This is a genomic window from Neorhizobium sp. PAMB6630 (assembly GCF_058242775.1).
Window position 1 is genome coordinate 556,557 of sequence record NZ_JBZAYV010000002.1, and the last position, 15,407, is coordinate 571,963.

Consider the following 15,407-nt stretch of genomic DNA (forward strand, 5'->3'; position numbering starts at 1 on the left):
CATGCGTTTAGCCGTCCGGTCGTCGTATTTTTCCGCAAGGGACGCTGTTGTCGAGTTCTATGATTCGGCGGAAACGTTGCGCGACCGTTCCGTGTTCATCTCGCTGAAGAAACGCGAGCGGGCACTGGCCGAGGCGGAAAGCCTGGAGGGCAGCGATTTCAGCGCCAAGCCGCTTTACGGCATGCTGTTTGCCGTCAAGGATAATATCGATGTGGTCGGCATGCAGACGACCGCCGGCTGTTCGGCCTTTGCCTATGACGCGCAGCGGTCGGCTGCGGTGGTGGAACGGCTGGAAGCGGCTGGCGCCATTCTCGTCGGCAAGACGAACATGGACCAGTTCGCCACCGGCCTTGTCGGCGTGCGTTCGCCCTTCGGCATTCCCCAGAATGCCTTGCGGGCCGATCTCATTCCCGGCGGCTCAAGCTCGGGCTCGGCGGTTGCCGTGGCGCGCGGTTTCGTCGATTTTGCGCTCGGAACGGATACGGCCGGTGCCGGGCGCGTGCCGGCGGGCATGAACGGCATCGTCGGGCTGAAGCCGACGCTTGGCCTCCTGCCCTCCACCGGCGTGGTGCCGGCCTGCCGTACGCTCGAAACCGTCTCGGTCTTTGCCCGCGACGTGGACTTTGCCTTCCAGGTGATGAACGTCTGCTCCGGTTTTGATGCGAAGGACCCGTTCAGCAAGCGGTTGCCGCAGCCCTCCATCGGCTCGGTGCCGCCGCGGCCGCGAATCGGCGTGCCGCGCGTCGCCCAGCGCCAGTTCTTTGGCGATGAGGCATCCGATAGAGCCTATGCGGCGGATCTGGAAAGCCTTAAGGCGCTTGGTGCCGACATTGTGGAGATCGATTTCGAACCCTTCCATGCGGCAGCCCGCCTGCTCTATGAAGGCCCCTGGCTTGCGGAGCGTTATGTTGCGATCAAGGCGCTGATCGAGGAACATCCTTCGGCGCTGCTGCCGGTGACCTTCAGCATCATCAACGAGGCCCGCAATCTGGGCGCCATCGAAGCCTTTGAGGCCTTTTACCAGCGCGCCGAGCTGAAACGTCATGCGGAACTGGTGCTGGAGAAGCTGGATTGCCTGGCGGTGCCGACCATTCCGCGCTTCTACACCATGTCGGATATTGCCCGCGAGCCGGTCACCTACAATTCCAACCTCGGTGTCTACACCAATTTCGTCAACCTGCTGGATCTGGCCGCGATCACCGTTCCCGTCGGCGTCCGGTCCGATAATCTGCCCTCCAGCCTGACCTTCATCGGCCCGGCCGGCAGCGATGGGCTGCTGGCGGCCATGGCGCGCATGGCCGCCAGCCATGCGCGTCCCGTCAATCCGCCGCGTGCGGTAGAGGGACGGATCGAACTGGTGGTTATCGGCCCGCTCTTGTCCGGCCTGCCGCGCAATGCCGAGCTGAAGGGCATGGGCGCAAGCTTCCTTCGCTCCACCCGCACAAGACCCGATTACCGGCTTTTCGCCATGCCCGGAACCGTGCCGCCGCGGCCCGGCCTGCTGCCGGTGGCGCGCGGGCAAGGGGTTGGCGTCGAGGCGGAAGTGTGGTCGCTGGAACCTGCAGCCTTCGGCGCCATGTGCGCCAATCTTGCCAAGCCCTGCACCATCGGCACCGTGGCGCTTGCCGACGGCACGGAGGTGAAAGGCTGCCTGGTCGATGCCGCCGCCGTCAAAACGGCCATCGACGTCAGCGACTATGGCAGCTGGCGGGCGTTTCTGGCCGCCCGCAAATAAGACGCCAGACCTTGACGGCAAAGGCCATCAGCCGCCGATCAGTTTGTGATAGGCATCTTCCACCTGGGTGATATGCCCCCGCATCATGTCTTCGGCCTGCCGCTCGTTGCCCCGCATGATGGCCTCGACGATCAGTCCATGTTCGGCATGCGAACGGGCCAGGCGGCCAAGCGTTGCAAACTGGGCGCGGCGAAACGGCTGCAGGCGCTGGCGCGTCGAATGGGTGATCTCATCGAGATAGGGATTGTGGCTGCCGCGATAGATGGCGCTGTGAAACCGCTCATTGGCGACAATATAGGCCGCCCGGTCGCCGGCAGACACGATCATCGCCATTTCGCCATGCAGCACGTCCAGCCGGTCGCGTTCGCCAGCCGTCATGCGAAGGGCGCTGAGGCCGGCGCACAGCGCCTCCAGATGGCCCATCAGCTCGAACATGCCGGCAAGTTTTTCCTCGTCGGGCCGCGCCACGACGGTTCGCGTATGCGGCCGCTGGTCCACCAGCCCGCTTGCCGCCAGAAGCTTCAGCGCCTCGCGCACCGGTGTGCGCGACACGCAAAACTCGGCCGCCAGCTGGGTTTCATCGAGCACGGTTCCCGGCGCAAGCTCGGCTGTGATGATCCGCTCGGCCAACTGGCGGCGAATATCCTCGCTCGATGTGCGCGGTGTCTTTTCTAGCACGGCCTGTTCACTGTCCTGTCTTTATCGTCATGCGAGCTTTGACGGCACGCGCCGCAAACGCCGCGGCGTGCCGCCCGGCTGTGCCACACAGGCTTTTGGCAGGATTCGCGCCAAAAATGCAGCGCAAAAGCTGCGGGCTTCATTCCGGCATCATGCTGACATGGGCCGCCGCCACCTTCCAGCCGTCTGGCGTGCGCAGCCAGGTCTGCATCTGCCGACCCACTTCACCTTTAAAATCAGGGCGGTGAAACAGCGTCGAGGCGGTGGCGAAATCACGCCCGTAGGTGGTGATCACCGTGCGCTCCAGCTTGCGCGTGAACGGCGCCTGCACCGCGCGAAAACCCTTCACCTCGTCAAATCCGTGCTGCACCTCCGACACGCCGTAGCGCACCGTCACGGGGCTCATCAGAAACAGCGACAGAAGCGTCTCGTTGTCATTGGCCAGAAGGGCTTTTTCGTAAAGGGCAAAGATCTCCTCCACCTCAGCACGGGTTTCGGGATGGTTGATCTCCATCGTCAGGCCTTCCTGCTTTTCATCATGCGTGATTTCAGTTCGGTGAGAAACGGGATGTTTTCAAACTGGTCGGGGCGCACACGGTCCCAGTCGACGCCCAGTGGACGGGGCTGGCGATTGCCGGTGACGATCAGTTCGCCTTCTGTTGCGATGAGATCAAGCGGTGAATCATGGCTTTCGATCACCACGTCCGTGGCATCCACCAGCTGCAGGGAATGCACCGTCGTCACCAGCGGTGTGTCGTCGGTAATAATGCCCATTTCGCGAAAGATCGCGGTCTCCAGATCGGCAAAACCGGCGCCCTTGCCGGTGCGCCCGCCCTCCCGCGAGACGGCAACAGAGCCCACGACGCAGAAATCCAAGGGTTCGATGTCCTCAAAACCGATGCGCTCGCCATGCTCGACAAAACCTTGGGAGACGGCGGCAAGTTCGAAGGATATGCCCTTTTCGACAAGTTTTTTCGGATCAAGTCGCAGATAAGGGAAGTCCTTCGTGAGGTACGGCACCGGCGCATAGACGGTCTTGCCCTCGTAGAGTGCGCGAAGGCGGATGGGGATTTGCGGCGCATCCGGATTGGTTTTCACCGTGCGCGCCGCCCGCCATTCCGGTGTCTGCGACAGGAGATAGGCGGCATGGTCGGCGCCGACGAAATTCGGGATCATGCTCCAGGCGGGACCGACGGCCACGCCCTGTTCCTCAAGGGCGGCCCAGATGCGGTTGCGCACACGGTCTTTGCCGGTATTGCGCCCCGCCCAGCGGCCTTGCTGTGTCGTTTGCGCCTCAGGCATGGACAGGCGCCTCCGAGATGGCCGCCTCGAGCGCGGCAGAAGGCGTCGCCCAGCCAACGATGCCGCCCTGCGCCACCATCATCTCGATGGCGGCCTGCTTGAAATCAGCAAAATAGCTTTCCGTCGCATCCTCCACCAGCAGGCATTCATAACCGCGATCATTGGCCTCGCGCATCGAGGTCTGCACACAGACTTCCGTGGTGACGCCGGTAAAGAGGAGATGCGTGACGCCCTTATTATCGAGGATCGACTGGATGTCGGTGCCGAAGAACATGCCCTTGCCGGGCTTGTCGATCACCACCTCGCCGGCCACCGGCTTTAAAGCATCAACGATCTGGTTTCCCGGCTCACCTCGCACCAGAAGCCGGCCCATAGACCCGGCTTCACCGATCTTCAGCGGCGCATCGCCGCGCGCGATTTTGGAGGGCGGGCAGTCGGAAAGGTCAGGCAGATGCGCCTCGCGGGTATGGACAACCGGCCAGCGCTTGCGGCGGAAGAGTTCGAGCAGCTTTGATATGACGGGAATGATGGCTTCCAGCCGGGTCACATCATTGCCGAGCGCATCGCCGAAACCGCCCTTCTCGATAAAATCGCGCTGCATGTCGATAACGACAAGCGCAGTGCGGCCGGGGATGAAAGGATAGGCGTAAGGCCGGGCGGGAACGGGGATCGTTGTCGGCATGGTCATGATGTCTGCCCTCAATGTCCGGCCATGTGCTGGCCAATCGTGTTGCGGTCCGTCGCTTCGGTCGCGGCGACATAGGTAATCGTCCCGCCGGACATCACCGCCACGCGGTCTGCCAGTTCGAGGATTTCGTCGAGATCCTCCGAGACCAGTAACACGGCCGCCCCCCGGTTGCGCGCTTCCATGATCTGGCTGCGGATATCGGCGACGGAGGCGAAATCCAGCCCGAAACAGGGATTGGCAACAATCAGCACATCCACATCGCCCGAGAGTTCGCGCGCCAGAACCGCGCGCTGCACATTACCGCCCGACAGCGTTTCGATCGGCGCATCCGGCGATGTGGTTTTCACGCGGTACCGGGCAATCAGTTCCTCGGCCTTTGAGCGCATCGGGCCTTTCGACATCCACCAGCCAAGGCTTGCGATCGGCGGCTTGTCGAAGGAGCGGAAGGCGATGTTTTCAGCCACGCTCATGCGCGGCACGGTGGCGTTCTTCAACGGCTCCTCCGGCAGGCCGAAGACGCGAAACCGGTCGAAATTGCCGCGCTTCGGGGTAAACACCTCGCCGCGAATGGTGATTTCGCCATCGGTCAGCGGCCGTTGGCCGGCCAGCGTTTCCACCAGCGCGCTCTGCCCGTTGCCGGACACACCGGCCACGCCGACAATTTCACCGCCACGGATCTTGAGGTTCACCCCCTGAATGGCGGGAAGGCCCGCATCGTCTTCGGCGCAGAGACCGGCCAGCTCCAGCACCAGCGGCTGCTCGGCAAGCGTGGCGCGGGTGGCGCGCTCGCGCACCTGCGTATCGCCGATCATCATGCGGCTCATCTCTTCGACGCTTGCCGTCTTTGCGTCCCCCTCGCCCGTCAGACGCCCGCGCCGCAGCACGGAGAAACGGTCACAGAAACTTTTCACCTCGCGGAACTTGTGGGAAATCATCAGCACGGTGATCTCGCCACGCTCGCACATGCCGTGCAGAAGGCCGAGCATCTCGTCGGCCTCGCCCGGCGTCAGCACCGAGGTCGGCTCGTCGAGGATCATGAAACGCTGGTCGAGGTAGAGCAGTTTGAGAATTTCAAGCTTCTGCTTTTCACCGGCAGAGAGTGATGACACCTGCGCATCAAGGGTCACCCGGAACGGCATGGTTTCCATGAAGGCATCGAGCGCCCGGCGCTCCCGCGCCCAGTTGATGACGGAGGGCGTATCGGCGCGGGAAATGACGAGGTTTTCGGCCGCCGTCAGGCAGGGCACAAGGGTAAAATGCTGGTAGACCATGCCGATGCCATGGGCGCGCGCATCGCGCGGCGAGCGGATCGCCACCTCCTGTCCGTCAAGCTGCACCTTGCCCTTGTCGGGGGAATAAAATCCCATGATGCATTTGACGAGCGTCGATTTTCCGGCGCCGTTTTCGCCAAGCAGCGCATGGAAGGAGCCCGCCGCCACATCGATGGAGACATCGCCAAGGGCTGTGAAGGCGCCAAACGTCTTGGTCATGCCCGTGGCCGACAGCGAGGGCGCCTTGCGGGCAGACGGGAATTCGAGAGGCAATGCGCTCATGCTTTCTCTCCATGTCTTTGGCCGGGGATCTCAGTGGTTCTGCGGGCGATGACGGCGACAGGCCCGCCGCCATCGGGCCCCTGATGTTCGGCGCCACCAGACACAAAAATCTGCGCGGTGCCGACCATGCCGGACAAAACACCGGCCACGAAGGCGCGGGCATGCCGGGTGGCGGAAATATCGCTATCGTCAAGCATGGTATGGCGGTCGCCGCGCAGCGTGCCTGATGTGCCGGGCTCAGCCTTGGCCAGCAGGGCGACGAAATCCGCCGCGCGGCCGATGCCAAGACGCTCCAGCATGGCGCGGACAGGCTCGACATGGATGGCATCCACCATCACCGCATGATCGACGGTGAGCGGCCCGGTCCAGTCGCGGCTCATGCCGAGAACGACGATCTCGTGGTTTTCCAGTTCGACACCGGCCGAGGTGCTGGCGCGTGACGACCAGAGGGAGAGGTCGCGGCAGATGAGGCCCTCATCGAAGGCATCGATGGACAACTCCCCCAGCGCCACGGCCACGCCCAGCGCCGAGGCGCCGCGCGAAAAGCCCATGGATTTCAGCGTATCGCGGGTGGTGACAGTCAACCCTTCCCGCGTGGCGCGGCTGATGCGTTCGGCCGTCAGCAGCGGGCATTTGATCTGGACGAAATGCACGTCGGCGGGATCGGTAATGCCGGCATCGGCCATTGCCGCGCGCACGCCTTCCGCCACCATCGCCACCTGGCTCAGCGTGCCCAGATGCTCGGGCCGAAGATTTTCCGTGAGTGCCGAGCCGATGGCAAGCGAAGAGGTGCCGCTCTTCGAAGAGTGGCCTTCCCGCCGTTCCAGCACCAGAAGATGCGGCGACAGCGCCCCTTCCGTGCCGCCGGACATGACATAGGCGATTGTGTTCACCGCCTCTGCGGGTAGATGCCGGGTGAGTTCCGCCTTCAGCGCCTGCACGGAAAAGGCGCGGGTGAAATCGTTGACGCAGCCATTGCCCTCGGTCTTGCCGAGGATCGCAACGATGCCGCCTGGCATGATCTCCCCCGTCTCGATGGCATGGGTAAGCCCGCTCACATCGTCGGGAGACGCCGTTGCGATCCGATGGACTTTTGCTTCCCGCATCAGGGCCTCCGCCATCAGGCGAGCGCCTTGATGAAATCGGAAGAGTTCGACACCGCGCCAAACACCCCGCCCTGCATCTTGATCATGTCGATGGCGGCGAGATGATTTTCGCGCTTGGTGGCCGCGCAGCAATCCTCCAGCAGCAGGCATTCGTAACCGCGGTCATTGGCATCGCGCATGGTGGTGTGGACGCAGACATCGGTGGTGACGCCTGTGAGCACGATGTTGCGGATGCGCTTCGTCTGCAGCACCAGTTCCAGATCGGTCGCGAGAAACGAGCCCTTGCCGGGCTTGTCGATGATCGCCTCGCCCGGTTCCGGCTGCAGTTCGGGGATGATTTCCCAACCCGGTTCACCGCGCACCAGAATGCGCCCGCACGGCCCCTGATCGCCGATGCCGGCGCCGATGCGCTGCGAGCGCCAGCGCTTGTTGGCCGGAAGATCCGAAAGATCCGGCTTGTGGCCCTCGCGCGTGTGGATGATCGGGTAACCTTTGGCGCGAAGGGCTGCGAGAACGCGGGAAATGGGTTCGATCGGGGCACGCGTCAGCGAAATGTCATAACCCATGCTGTCGACATAACCGCCCGGCGCACAAAAGTCCGTCTGCATGTCGATGACGATGAGCGCCGTGTTGTGCGGTCCCCAGTCACCATCGAACGGCCAGGGATAGGGATCGGCGGCGAGTGTCTTTCCGCCGGGGACCAGGGCGTTGGCGATGCGTTCGTCGAGCGTGTTCATCTGAAGGCCTCACTTGGTAATAGACAGTTCGCCCGGCGCCTCACGCGCGGCAGCCTTCGAACGGGCGGACGCAATCATGATGAAGAGCGTGAGGATGTAAGGGGCGGCGTTGAAGAAATAATAGCCTTGGGAAATGCCGACCGATTGCAGCGAAGGCCCGAGCGCACCGGCAGCCCCGAACAGGAGGGCGGCCAGAATGCAGCGCAGCGGCCCCCAGCGGGCAAAGATGACCAGCGCCACCGCCATCAACCCCTGGCCCGACGACAGGCCCTGGTTCCACGAGCCCGGATAATAAAGCGACAGGAAGGCTCCACCGATGCCGGCCATGAAACCGCCGATCGCCGTTGCGATAAAACGCACCAGATCGACCGAGACGCCCATGGCCTTTGCCGCCGGTGCGCTATCGCCGGTCATGCGAATGATGAGGCCGAAGCGGGTGTTGCGAAACGCCCACCACATCAGAAGCGCCAGCGCCACGCCGACAAAGAACAGCGGGTTCACCTCAAGCGCCTGGGCAAGGCGCGAATCGCCCGTCCAGTCGCCGAGATGGATGGCCTCAAGACGCGGGGCCTGCGGCTGGATGTAGGGCTTGCCGAAAAAGAAGGCGAGACCGGTGCCGAAACTCATGAAGGCGATGCCGATGGCGATGTCGTTGACCTTCGGCAGCTTGCAGATGAAGCCGTGCAGCGCCCCGAGCACGAGACCGGCGCAACCGCCGAAGAACACGCCCGCCCACGGATTTCCCGTGAGATAGGAGGCGGCATAGGCGACCATGGCGCCAAGGACGAGGCTGCCCTCCAGCCCGAGATTGATGCGGCCGGATTTTTCCGTCAGGCATTCGCCAAGTGCCACGAACATGAAGGGGGTGGAGACGCGGATGGCACCGCCGAGCATTGCGATGAGGGCGGTGACAAGGGCGCCGTCGCTGATGGTTCCGCTCATGTGCGTTCCTCCACGCTTTTCGGCTGGAAAAAGGGAATGCGGCCGTAAAAGGTCTCGCTGGTCAAAAGCACCACGAAGATGAGGCCCTGCAGCACCAGAACCGTGGCATCCGGCATGCCCATGCGCCGCTGGATGACGCCGCCGGCCGCCGCCAGCGCGCCGAACAGGATGGCGACCGGAATGACGGCAAGCGGCACTTGGCGGGCGAGAAAGGCAACGAGAATGCCGGTAAAGCCATAACCCGCGACAAGCGAGGCATTGGCCTGCCCGTGAACGGCCGCCACTTCGTAAAAACCCGCCAGACCGGCGCAGCCGCCGGCGAGCACACAGCAGAGGACGATGAGCTTGCCGACGGGCAGCCCTTGCGCAAGGGCGGCGCGCGCATTGCCGCCGGTGACGCGGGCGGCAAACCCAAACGTGGTGCGCGTCATCAGCACATGCAGGATAATCGCGAGGATGAGGCCGGCGGCCAATCCCCAATGCACCTGCGTGCCCGGAATGGCGCCGATACGGTAGGCATCACCGATGGGCATGGTCGAGGGCTTGTTGGCAGAGGCCGGATCCCGCAGCGCGCCCTCCACGAAAAAATTCATCGTGGCAATGGCGATATAGGACAAAAGCAGCGACGAGATGGTTTCGTTGACGCCGCGATAATAGCGCAGCCAGCCGGCAAGGCCGATCCAGACACCGCCGGCGAGCATCGCGGCAAGCGCCATCAGCGGCAGCGTGAGGAACGGCGGCACGCCGGCTGTCACCAGCGGAATGGCAATCGCTGCCGCGCCGAGCCCGCCCAGCACCAGCGCGCCCTCGCCACCGATCATGGTGAGCCCGATACGGGCGGGAATGGCAAAGGCAAGGCCCGTGAGGATGAGCGGTGCGGCCCGTTGCAGCGAGTTCTGGAAGGAAAAGCTGGAGCCGAAACCGCCGACCCAGATGAGTTGGAAGAACAGCGCCGGCGATTTTCCAAGGCTGAGAAGAAACAGCGAAAACAGCGCCGCAGACACCAGCAGCGCTGCAACCGGGATAAAGATGGATTCGGCAAATTTCAGCGTGCCGACGCTGGGTCGGCGCTTCATCGACGCCACCGAAAGAGGTTGAACCGTCATGTCTGCCACTTGCACTCTCCTCTCACCGGAAATCTGACCGGAGGATGGGTGAAACCGACTTTTAAGGGCCGGTCCTGCTGGGGCCACCCTGCCGCAGGGGGACCCCGTTTGCGCTGCGTCAGGAAGGGATCGACTTGGCGCCCTTCTCCCGGACGTTGGCGGTGATGGCACACGGCCTAAGGCCCCTCCCCAACCCCTCCCCACAAGGGGGAGGGCTTAACCCCACCGCGCGCTTTTACGCAGGAACGGGACGCCTACCGCGTGCTATCTCCCCCCTTGTGGGGGAGATGGCCGGCAGGCCAGAGAGGGCCTTCATCCACGTCCAATCGCCATTCGCCTGAGCAGACGTGCCTCAGGTGATCGAGCCCTGGACGCCTTCCAGCAGCCAGTTCATACCGTCGAGATAGGGGTCGTAATTGTCATAGGTCTTGTCGACAACGACCTTGCCCTGGTTGTCCTTCAGCGTGCCCTTGTAGATGGGTACGCCGCCCTTCAGCGCGGCAATGGCGGCATCGGCAGCCTTCTTGGCTGCGTCCGTGGCACCAGCGCCGTAAGGCGTGGAGCGCAGCATGTCCTTGTCATAGCCGCCGACCAGAAAATTCGGCAGGGTCTTCTTGGCGGCGATATCGGCGGCAAACGACTTGTAGATCGTCTCCCACTTGTATTCGGCGCCGGTGATGAAGCCCTTTGGCGCAAGCGGCGCCTGGGAGGCGTTGTGGCCGAGCGACTTGACGCCACGGGCTTCCGCCGTCTCGATCACCACTTTGGGGCTATCGACATGGCAGGTGATGACATCGCAGCCGGCATCAACCAGCGCGTTGGTGGCTTCCGCCTCGCGCACCGGCAGCGACCAGTCGCCGGTGAAGATGACGCGGACGGTCGCGGCCGGATTGACCGAGCGGGCGCCGAGCAGAACCGAGTTGATGTTGGAGAGAACGGAAGGGATGGGCTTTGCCGCGACGAAGCCGATCTTGCCTGATGGCGACGACAGGCCTGCCGCCACGCCGTTCACATAATGCGCCTGGTTGAGATAGGGGAAATAGGAGCCGGCATTTTTTGGATCCTTGTCCTTCGACCAGAGCGGCGCTGCATGGCGGAACTCGACGGCCGGATATTTCTTGGCCATGTCGACGACGAAGGGATTGTAGTAGCCGAAGGAGGTGGCAAGGATCAGGTTTGCGCCATCCAGATTGATCATGGACTCGATCGACTTGGAGACCGCATCCGTTTCCGGCACGTTTTCCTCTTCGATGACGGTGACGCCGGAGACACCCTTCAGCGCGGCAGCCGCCACCGCATGCGCCTGGTTCCAACCGAAATCATCGCGCGGGCCGACATAAACGATACCGACCGTAACGGCGGCTTCGGCGCTGGCAATGCGCATCGGCAGGGTTGTTGCAGCAGCACCGGCAAGGCCAGCCTTGATCAGCGCGCGGCGAGACAGTTCGTATCGAGACATTGGCACTCCCCTTGTTTTTGCTTCAACCCCGTCCGGGTCTTCGCAAAGAACAATGCAAAGGGCATGCCATGCGCTTTATGCCGGCCAAGCATCTGAAATCATTTGTGTGGCGGCAAATGCACCACCTGCCTTACAGTGATTATATATTAATCATTATTTCCCAGTTGATTAAATAATAATCATACGCAATCCGATTGCATACAACGAAAGCCGCCACTGACGCATGTGTCTGGAACCGGAAGAGCGGGTAGCGGTGCGCTTCCCCCTCCCCTCCAAAAGCTCGAAAACACTCAACCGCGCGTCAGCACCGCAAAGGATTCATAAGGCTGCAGCGTCATGCTGCCCCGCACCTCGGAGACCGGACCATAGTTCCAGATGAGCGCCTCGCCCCGGGTTTCCAGCTCAGTGGGGACTTCAAGATCAAGCGGTTTGCCGCTGAAGCTTGCAATCACCGTCACCCGCTCACCGTCCAGCGTTCGCGTATAAACGAAGACGTCCGGATGCTGGTCGAGGAAGGACTGGTAGCTGCCATAGACGATGACGTCGTGGCTTTTGCGAAGCGCAATCAGCTTTGCGTGGTGATGGAAAACGGAGTTCTCATCGGCAAGAGCGGCGTGAGCGTTGATCTGCCGGTAATTGGCGTTTACCGCAATCCACGGCGTGCCGCTGGTAAAGCCCGCCTGCGGTCGATCGCTCCACTGCATGGGCGTGCGGGCATTGTCGCGGCTGTTTTCATTGGCGCCCTTGATGAAGTTTTCTTCCGAAAGCCCGGCCTCGATGTTCAGCCGATGCATGTTCAGCGTCTCGATATCCCGGTATTGCGAAATACTCTCGAACGGCACATTCGTCATGCCGATTTCCTCGCCCTGATAGATATAGGGCGTGCCCTTCATCAGGTGCAGCACGGTTGCCAGCGTCTTTGCCGAGTGAAGCGGGAAATTGCGGTCGTCGCCGTAGCGGGACACGGCGCGCGGCAGATCGTGATTGCCCCAGAACAGCGAATTCCAACCATCCTGCGAAAGCGCATGCTGCCATTTTGTAAAGGCGGCCTTCAAGCCGACGAGATCGAAGGGTTTCGAGCGCCATTTGCCAAAGGTTTCGTCCCAGCGCTGCGTCACATGCTCGAACTGGAAGACCATGGAAAGCTCGCCGCGATCCCGCCCGGAATAAAGCAGCGCAGAGCCTGGCGTCACGCTCCAGGTTTCGCCCACCGTCAGAACATCGCGATGGCCAAAGGTTTCCCGGTTCATCTCCTGGAGATAGTCGTGCAGATGGGCACCATCGCTGGTGATGCCGGCATCCACTTGCTTGCCGATGAGGTCGATCACATCCATGCGAAAACCGGCAATGCCGCGATCGAGCCACCAGTTCATCATGCGGTAGACTTCTGCCCGCACCTTCGGGTTCTCCCAGTTGAGATCCGGCTGGCGGCGGGAAAACAGGTGCAGGTAATATTGGCCCGTCGCCTCGTCCAGCGTCCAGGCAGGACCACCGAAATTAGACTGTAGCGGGTTCGGCACGCCGCCATCCTCTGCCGGATCACGCCAGATGTAGAAATCGCGAAACGGATTGTCGCGAGATTTGCGGGCGTCAACAAACCATGCATGTTCATCCGAGGTGTGATTGACGACGAGGTCGAGCAGGATGCCGATGCCACGCTCTTTTGCGGCCGCCAGAAGACGGTCGAAATCCTCAAGCGTGCCGAATTCCGGCGCGATATCCTGATAGTCGGAGATATCGTAGCCATTGTCATCCATGGGTGACTTGAAGATCGGCGAGAGCCAGATGACGTCGATGCCGAGCTTTTCCAGATAATCCAGCTTCGAAATGATACCGGGGATATCACCGATGCCATCGCCGTTACTGTCGGCAAAGCTGCGCGGATAGATCTGGTAGACGGTGGCGGAGTGCCACCATTTGCGCGGCAGAACGCCGGCTTGCGGCAGATGATGCGTCACCTCAGGCATGGATGTCTCCTCTTTGATCCTCTCCAGCATGTAGGGAGGTTTTCGGGAACATCACCCCCCGGGCGGCTGTTCGATCCCTATCGACGAACGATCCGAGGAGGTTCACCATGAACAGCAAGCTTCCCCCCGTGCCCGGCGACAACCGCAGCCCGAAGGGGCCGGGCGAACCGGCACAGGCCGACCTCAACGAAGCCGCGGCCGCGGACCCCAAGGCCAACAATTTCGACAAGCAGGGCCAGCAGGGCAATTCAAAGGTCAACACCACCCATCAGGGCTATCAGCAGGACCGATAGGAGCGCGATGATGAGCACATCCACCAAACATCCGAACACCATCCGCCAAGGCGGACCGGGTTCCTCCGACCAGAACGCCAAGGCGCCACTCGATCTGCACAAGCCGCCGGCGGATTCGGACAACGGCGCAACTGCCAAGGTCTCCGGCGGTGGTGGCGAGCGTGACCATCACCACAGCCATGATCCGGCCGCCAAGGGCGGCACGTCGCACGGCTGATCTTCAGACCGATGTAACGCCCGTGCAGGTGCCGGTGGCGCCTTGCGCGGGCGTTGCCTTATCTATTCGGCGGCGGCGCGGGCGATGGGCTTCCGCATGTCGCCGCTGTCGCGGCTGCGCAGGTGCCAGGAAAATGCCTCTTCCAGAAGATGCGGCGTATGGCCACCGCGGGCGACGGCGCGGTCGAAATAATCCTGCAGCTCGGCGCGGTAGCTCGGATGCACGCAATGGGCGATGATCTTTTGAGCCCGTTCGCGTGGAGCAAGTTCGCGCAGATCCGCCAAACCGTTTTCCGTCACGATGATATCGACGTCATGCTCGGTATGATCGACATGGGCGACCATCGGCACCACCGAGGAAATGCGTCCGCCCTTGGCGAGCGACTTCGTGACGAAAATGGAAATGTAGGCATTGCGGGCAAAATCGCCGGAGCCGCCGATGCCGTTCATCATCTGCGTGCCGTTGACATGGGTAGAGTTCACATTGCCGTAGATATCCACCTCCAGCGCCGTGTTGATGCCGATAACGCCGAGACGGCGGATGACTTCCGGATGGTTGCTGATCTCCTGCGGGCGCAGCACCAGCCGGTCTTTATAGCGCTCGAAATTGCCGTAGACGCGGGCGCTGCAGGCCGACGACAGCGTGATGGACGAGCCCGATGCGAAGAAGAGCTTGCCGGCATCGAAGAGATCGAACGTGCTGTCCTGCAGCACTTCGCTATAAAGGCGTAAGTGGTGGAACGGCCCGTCCGACAGCCCCGCCAGAACGGAATTCGCAATCGTGCCGATGCCGGCCTGCAAGGGATTGAGCGTCAGGTCCAGCCGGCCGAGCCTCACCTCATCCTCGAAGAAGGCAATCAGGTGATCGGCAATCGCCTGCGTCTCGGCATCCGGCGCCTCGATGGTGGAAAAGCTGTCATGCTCGTGGGTGATGACGATGGCGGCAATCTTGTCGGGATCAACAGGGATATAGGGCAAGCCGGCCCGGGTATCGCAGGCCACCACCGGAATGGCCTCGCGCGTCGGACGTTTCGTCGGGATGTAGATGTCGTGCAGGCCTTCCAGATCGAGCGACTGCGACAGGTTGATCTCGATGATGATTTTCTTGGCAAGGATCGCAAAACTTGCGGAATTGCCGATGGAGGTGGAGGGAATGATCCCACCATCCTCGCGGATCGCGGCGGCCTCGATGATCGCGTAATCGATGGGCCCAAGCTGGTTGGAGCGCAGGTGCTCCACGGTTTCGGAAAGATGCTGGTCAATGAACATCACCTCGCCGCGATTGATGGCCGCGCGCAGCGTCGCATCCGTCTGAAACGGCATGCGACGCGCCAGCACATGCGCTTCCGTCAGCATCCGGTCGATATCATGGCCGAGCGACGCGCCGGTCAGAAGCGTGATCTGGAAGGGATCGGTCTTTGCCCGCGCCGCCATGGCAAGCGGCACGGCCTTGGCATCGCCGGCGCGGGTAAACCCGCTCATACCGATGATCATGCCATCGCGGATGAGGCTTGCAGCCACTTCAGGGCTTACGATCCGGTCCATAAGGGAGGGGCGTCTGATACGGTCTTCAAGCATGGCCTTGCGTCCTGGCGTTTCATCAAAAGTCCTCCCGACGCCAAACC

General features: G+C 62.3%; 15 protein-coding genes. 3 read left to right on the forward strand and 12 right to left on the reverse strand.

Translation table 11 applies throughout. The features are described 5' to 3' along the window. Position 1: 1 nt before the first annotated feature. Entirely contained in the window at positions 2 to 1,735 is a 1,734-nt protein-coding gene (gene atzF, locus AC4CWF_RS21310; protein WP_491287418.1) for an allophanate hydrolase, read from the forward strand. Between the two features lie 27 nt (positions 1,736 to 1,762). On the opposite strand, the gene AC4CWF_RS21315 is transcribed toward atzF, so the two are convergent. The 11 genes from AC4CWF_RS21315 to AC4CWF_RS21365 all read right to left on the reverse strand — a co-directional run bounded on the left by AC4CWF_RS21315 (position 1,763) and on the right by AC4CWF_RS21365 (position 13,273). Next, a complete protein-coding gene (locus tag AC4CWF_RS21315) occupies positions 1,763 to 2,413 on the reverse strand; it encodes a GntR family transcriptional regulator (protein ID WP_491287420.1) in 651 nt (216 codons plus the stop codon). 139 nt (positions 2,414 to 2,552) lie between these two features. Then, the gene (gene hpxZ, locus AC4CWF_RS21320; protein WP_491287422.1) at positions 2,553 to 2,927 is read right to left on the reverse strand and encodes an oxalurate catabolism protein HpxZ; all 375 of its coding nucleotides are present in this window, start codon (positions 2,925 to 2,927) and stop codon (positions 2,553 to 2,555) included. A 2-nt stretch (positions 2,928 to 2,929) separates the two neighbouring features. Next, on the reverse strand, positions 2,930 to 3,715 hold the full coding sequence (locus tag AC4CWF_RS21325) for a 5-formyltetrahydrofolate cyclo-ligase (protein ID WP_491287424.1): 786 nt from the start codon (positions 3,713 to 3,715) through the stop codon (positions 2,930 to 2,932). Next, the gene (locus AC4CWF_RS21330) at positions 3,708 to 4,403 is read right to left on the reverse strand and encodes a cysteine hydrolase family protein (protein WP_491287425.1); all 696 of its coding nucleotides are present in this window, start codon (positions 4,401 to 4,403) and stop codon (positions 3,708 to 3,710) included. The genes AC4CWF_RS21325 and AC4CWF_RS21330 overlap by 8 nt, the downstream gene beginning before the upstream one ends. 11 nt (positions 4,404 to 4,414) lie before the next feature. After that, positions 4,415 to 5,956 carry an ABC transporter ATP-binding protein gene (locus AC4CWF_RS21335; RefSeq protein ID WP_491287427.1) on the reverse strand — a complete coding sequence of 514 codons (1,542 nt, stop codon included), beginning with the start codon at positions 5,954 to 5,956 and terminating at the stop codon, positions 4,415 to 4,417. Beyond that, positions 5,953 to 7,062 (reverse strand): cyanuric acid amidohydrolase, encoded by a 1,110-nt coding sequence (gene atzD, locus AC4CWF_RS21340; protein ID WP_491287429.1) that lies wholly within the window; start codon positions 7,060 to 7,062, stop codon positions 5,953 to 5,955. Before atzD ends, AC4CWF_RS21335 begins: the two co-directional genes overlap by 4 nt. 14 nt (positions 7,063 to 7,076) lie before the next feature. Next, the gene (gene biuH / locus AC4CWF_RS21345; RefSeq protein WP_491287431.1) at positions 7,077 to 7,799 is read right to left on the reverse strand and encodes a biuret amidohydrolase; all 723 of its coding nucleotides are present in this window, start codon (positions 7,797 to 7,799) and stop codon (positions 7,077 to 7,079) included. Between the two features lie 9 nt (positions 7,800 to 7,808). Then, positions 7,809 to 8,741, reverse strand: a complete 933-nt coding sequence (locus tag AC4CWF_RS21350; RefSeq protein ID WP_491287433.1) for an ABC transporter permease — start codon at positions 8,739 to 8,741, stop codon at positions 7,809 to 7,811. Then, positions 8,738 to 9,817, reverse strand: coding sequence for an ABC transporter permease (locus AC4CWF_RS21355; RefSeq protein ID WP_491287744.1), 1,080 nt, complete (start codon positions 9,815 to 9,817; stop codon positions 8,738 to 8,740). Before AC4CWF_RS21355 ends, AC4CWF_RS21350 begins: the two co-directional genes overlap by 4 nt. 382 nt (positions 9,818 to 10,199) lie before the next feature. Then, on the reverse strand, positions 10,200 to 11,306 hold the full coding sequence (locus AC4CWF_RS21360) for a BMP family ABC transporter substrate-binding protein (protein ID WP_491287435.1): 1,107 nt from the start codon (positions 11,304 to 11,306) through the stop codon (positions 10,200 to 10,202). Between the two features lie 290 nt (positions 11,307 to 11,596). Then, a complete protein-coding gene (locus AC4CWF_RS21365; protein ID WP_491287437.1) occupies positions 11,597 to 13,273 on the reverse strand; it encodes a glycoside hydrolase family 13 protein in 1,677 nt (558 codons plus the stop codon). 107 nt (positions 13,274 to 13,380) lie between these two features. On the opposite strand from AC4CWF_RS21365, the gene AC4CWF_RS21370 reads away from it, so the two are divergent. Together AC4CWF_RS21370 and AC4CWF_RS21375 are read left to right on the forward strand one after the other, a co-directional pair. Beyond that, on the forward strand, positions 13,381 to 13,566 hold the full coding sequence (locus AC4CWF_RS21370; protein ID WP_491287439.1) for a hypothetical protein: 186 nt from the start codon (positions 13,381 to 13,383) through the stop codon (positions 13,564 to 13,566). Between the two features lie 10 nt (positions 13,567 to 13,576). Next, entirely contained in the window at positions 13,577 to 13,783 is a 207-nt protein-coding gene (locus tag AC4CWF_RS21375) for a hypothetical protein (RefSeq protein WP_491287441.1), read from the forward strand. A 62-nt stretch (positions 13,784 to 13,845) separates the two neighbouring features. Here AC4CWF_RS21375 and scpC read toward each other — a convergent pair whose 3' ends face one another. Further along, complete coding sequence (gene scpC, locus AC4CWF_RS21380) at positions 13,846 to 15,360, reverse strand: succinyl-CoA:acetate CoA-transferase ScpC (RefSeq protein WP_491287443.1); 1,515 nt, start codon at positions 15,358 to 15,360, stop codon at positions 13,846 to 13,848. Positions 15,361 to 15,407: the final 47 nt, after the last annotated feature.

Coding starts and splice junctions, on each gene's coding strand:
- atzF (WP_491287418.1), top strand. CDS start 2: ATGCGTTTAGCCGTCCGGTCGTCGTATTTTTCCGCAAGGGACGCTGTT.
- hpxZ (WP_491287422.1), bottom strand. CDS start 2,927: ATGGAGATCAACCATCCCGAAACCCGTGCTGAGGTGGAGGAGATCTTT.
- AC4CWF_RS21325 (WP_491287424.1), bottom strand. CDS start 3,715: ATGCCTGAGGCGCAAACGACACAGCAAGGCCGCTGGGCGGGGCGCAAT.
- AC4CWF_RS21330 (WP_491287425.1), bottom strand. CDS start 4,403: ATGACCATGCCGACAACGATCCCCGTTCCCGCCCGGCCTTACGCCTAT.
- AC4CWF_RS21335 (WP_491287427.1), bottom strand. CDS start 5,956: ATGAGCGCATTGCCTCTCGAATTCCCGTCTGCCCGCAAGGCGCCCTCG.
- atzD (WP_491287429.1), bottom strand. CDS start 7,062: ATGCGGGAAGCAAAAGTCCATCGGATCGCAACGGCGTCTCCCGACGAT.
- biuH (WP_491287431.1), bottom strand. CDS start 7,799: ATGAACACGCTCGACGAACGCATCGCCAACGCCCTGGTCCCCGGCGGA.
- AC4CWF_RS21350 (WP_491287433.1), bottom strand. CDS start 8,741: ATGAGCGGAACCATCAGCGACGGCGCCCTTGTCACCGCCCTCATCGCA.
- AC4CWF_RS21355 (WP_491287744.1), bottom strand. CDS start 9,817: ATGAAGCGCCGACCCAGCGTCGGCACGCTGAAATTTGCCGAATCCATC.
- AC4CWF_RS21360 (WP_491287435.1), bottom strand. CDS start 11,306: ATGTCTCGATACGAACTGTCTCGCCGCGCGCTGATCAAGGCTGGCCTT.
- AC4CWF_RS21365 (WP_491287437.1), bottom strand. CDS start 13,273: ATGCCTGAGGTGACGCATCATCTGCCGCAAGCCGGCGTTCTGCCGCGC.
- AC4CWF_RS21370 (WP_491287439.1), top strand. CDS start 13,381: ATGAACAGCAAGCTTCCCCCCGTGCCCGGCGACAACCGCAGCCCGAAG.
- AC4CWF_RS21375 (WP_491287441.1), top strand. CDS start 13,577: ATGAGCACATCCACCAAACATCCGAACACCATCCGCCAAGGCGGACCG.
- scpC (WP_491287443.1), bottom strand. CDS start 15,360: ATGCTTGAAGACCGTATCAGACGCCCCTCCCTTATGGACCGGATCGTA.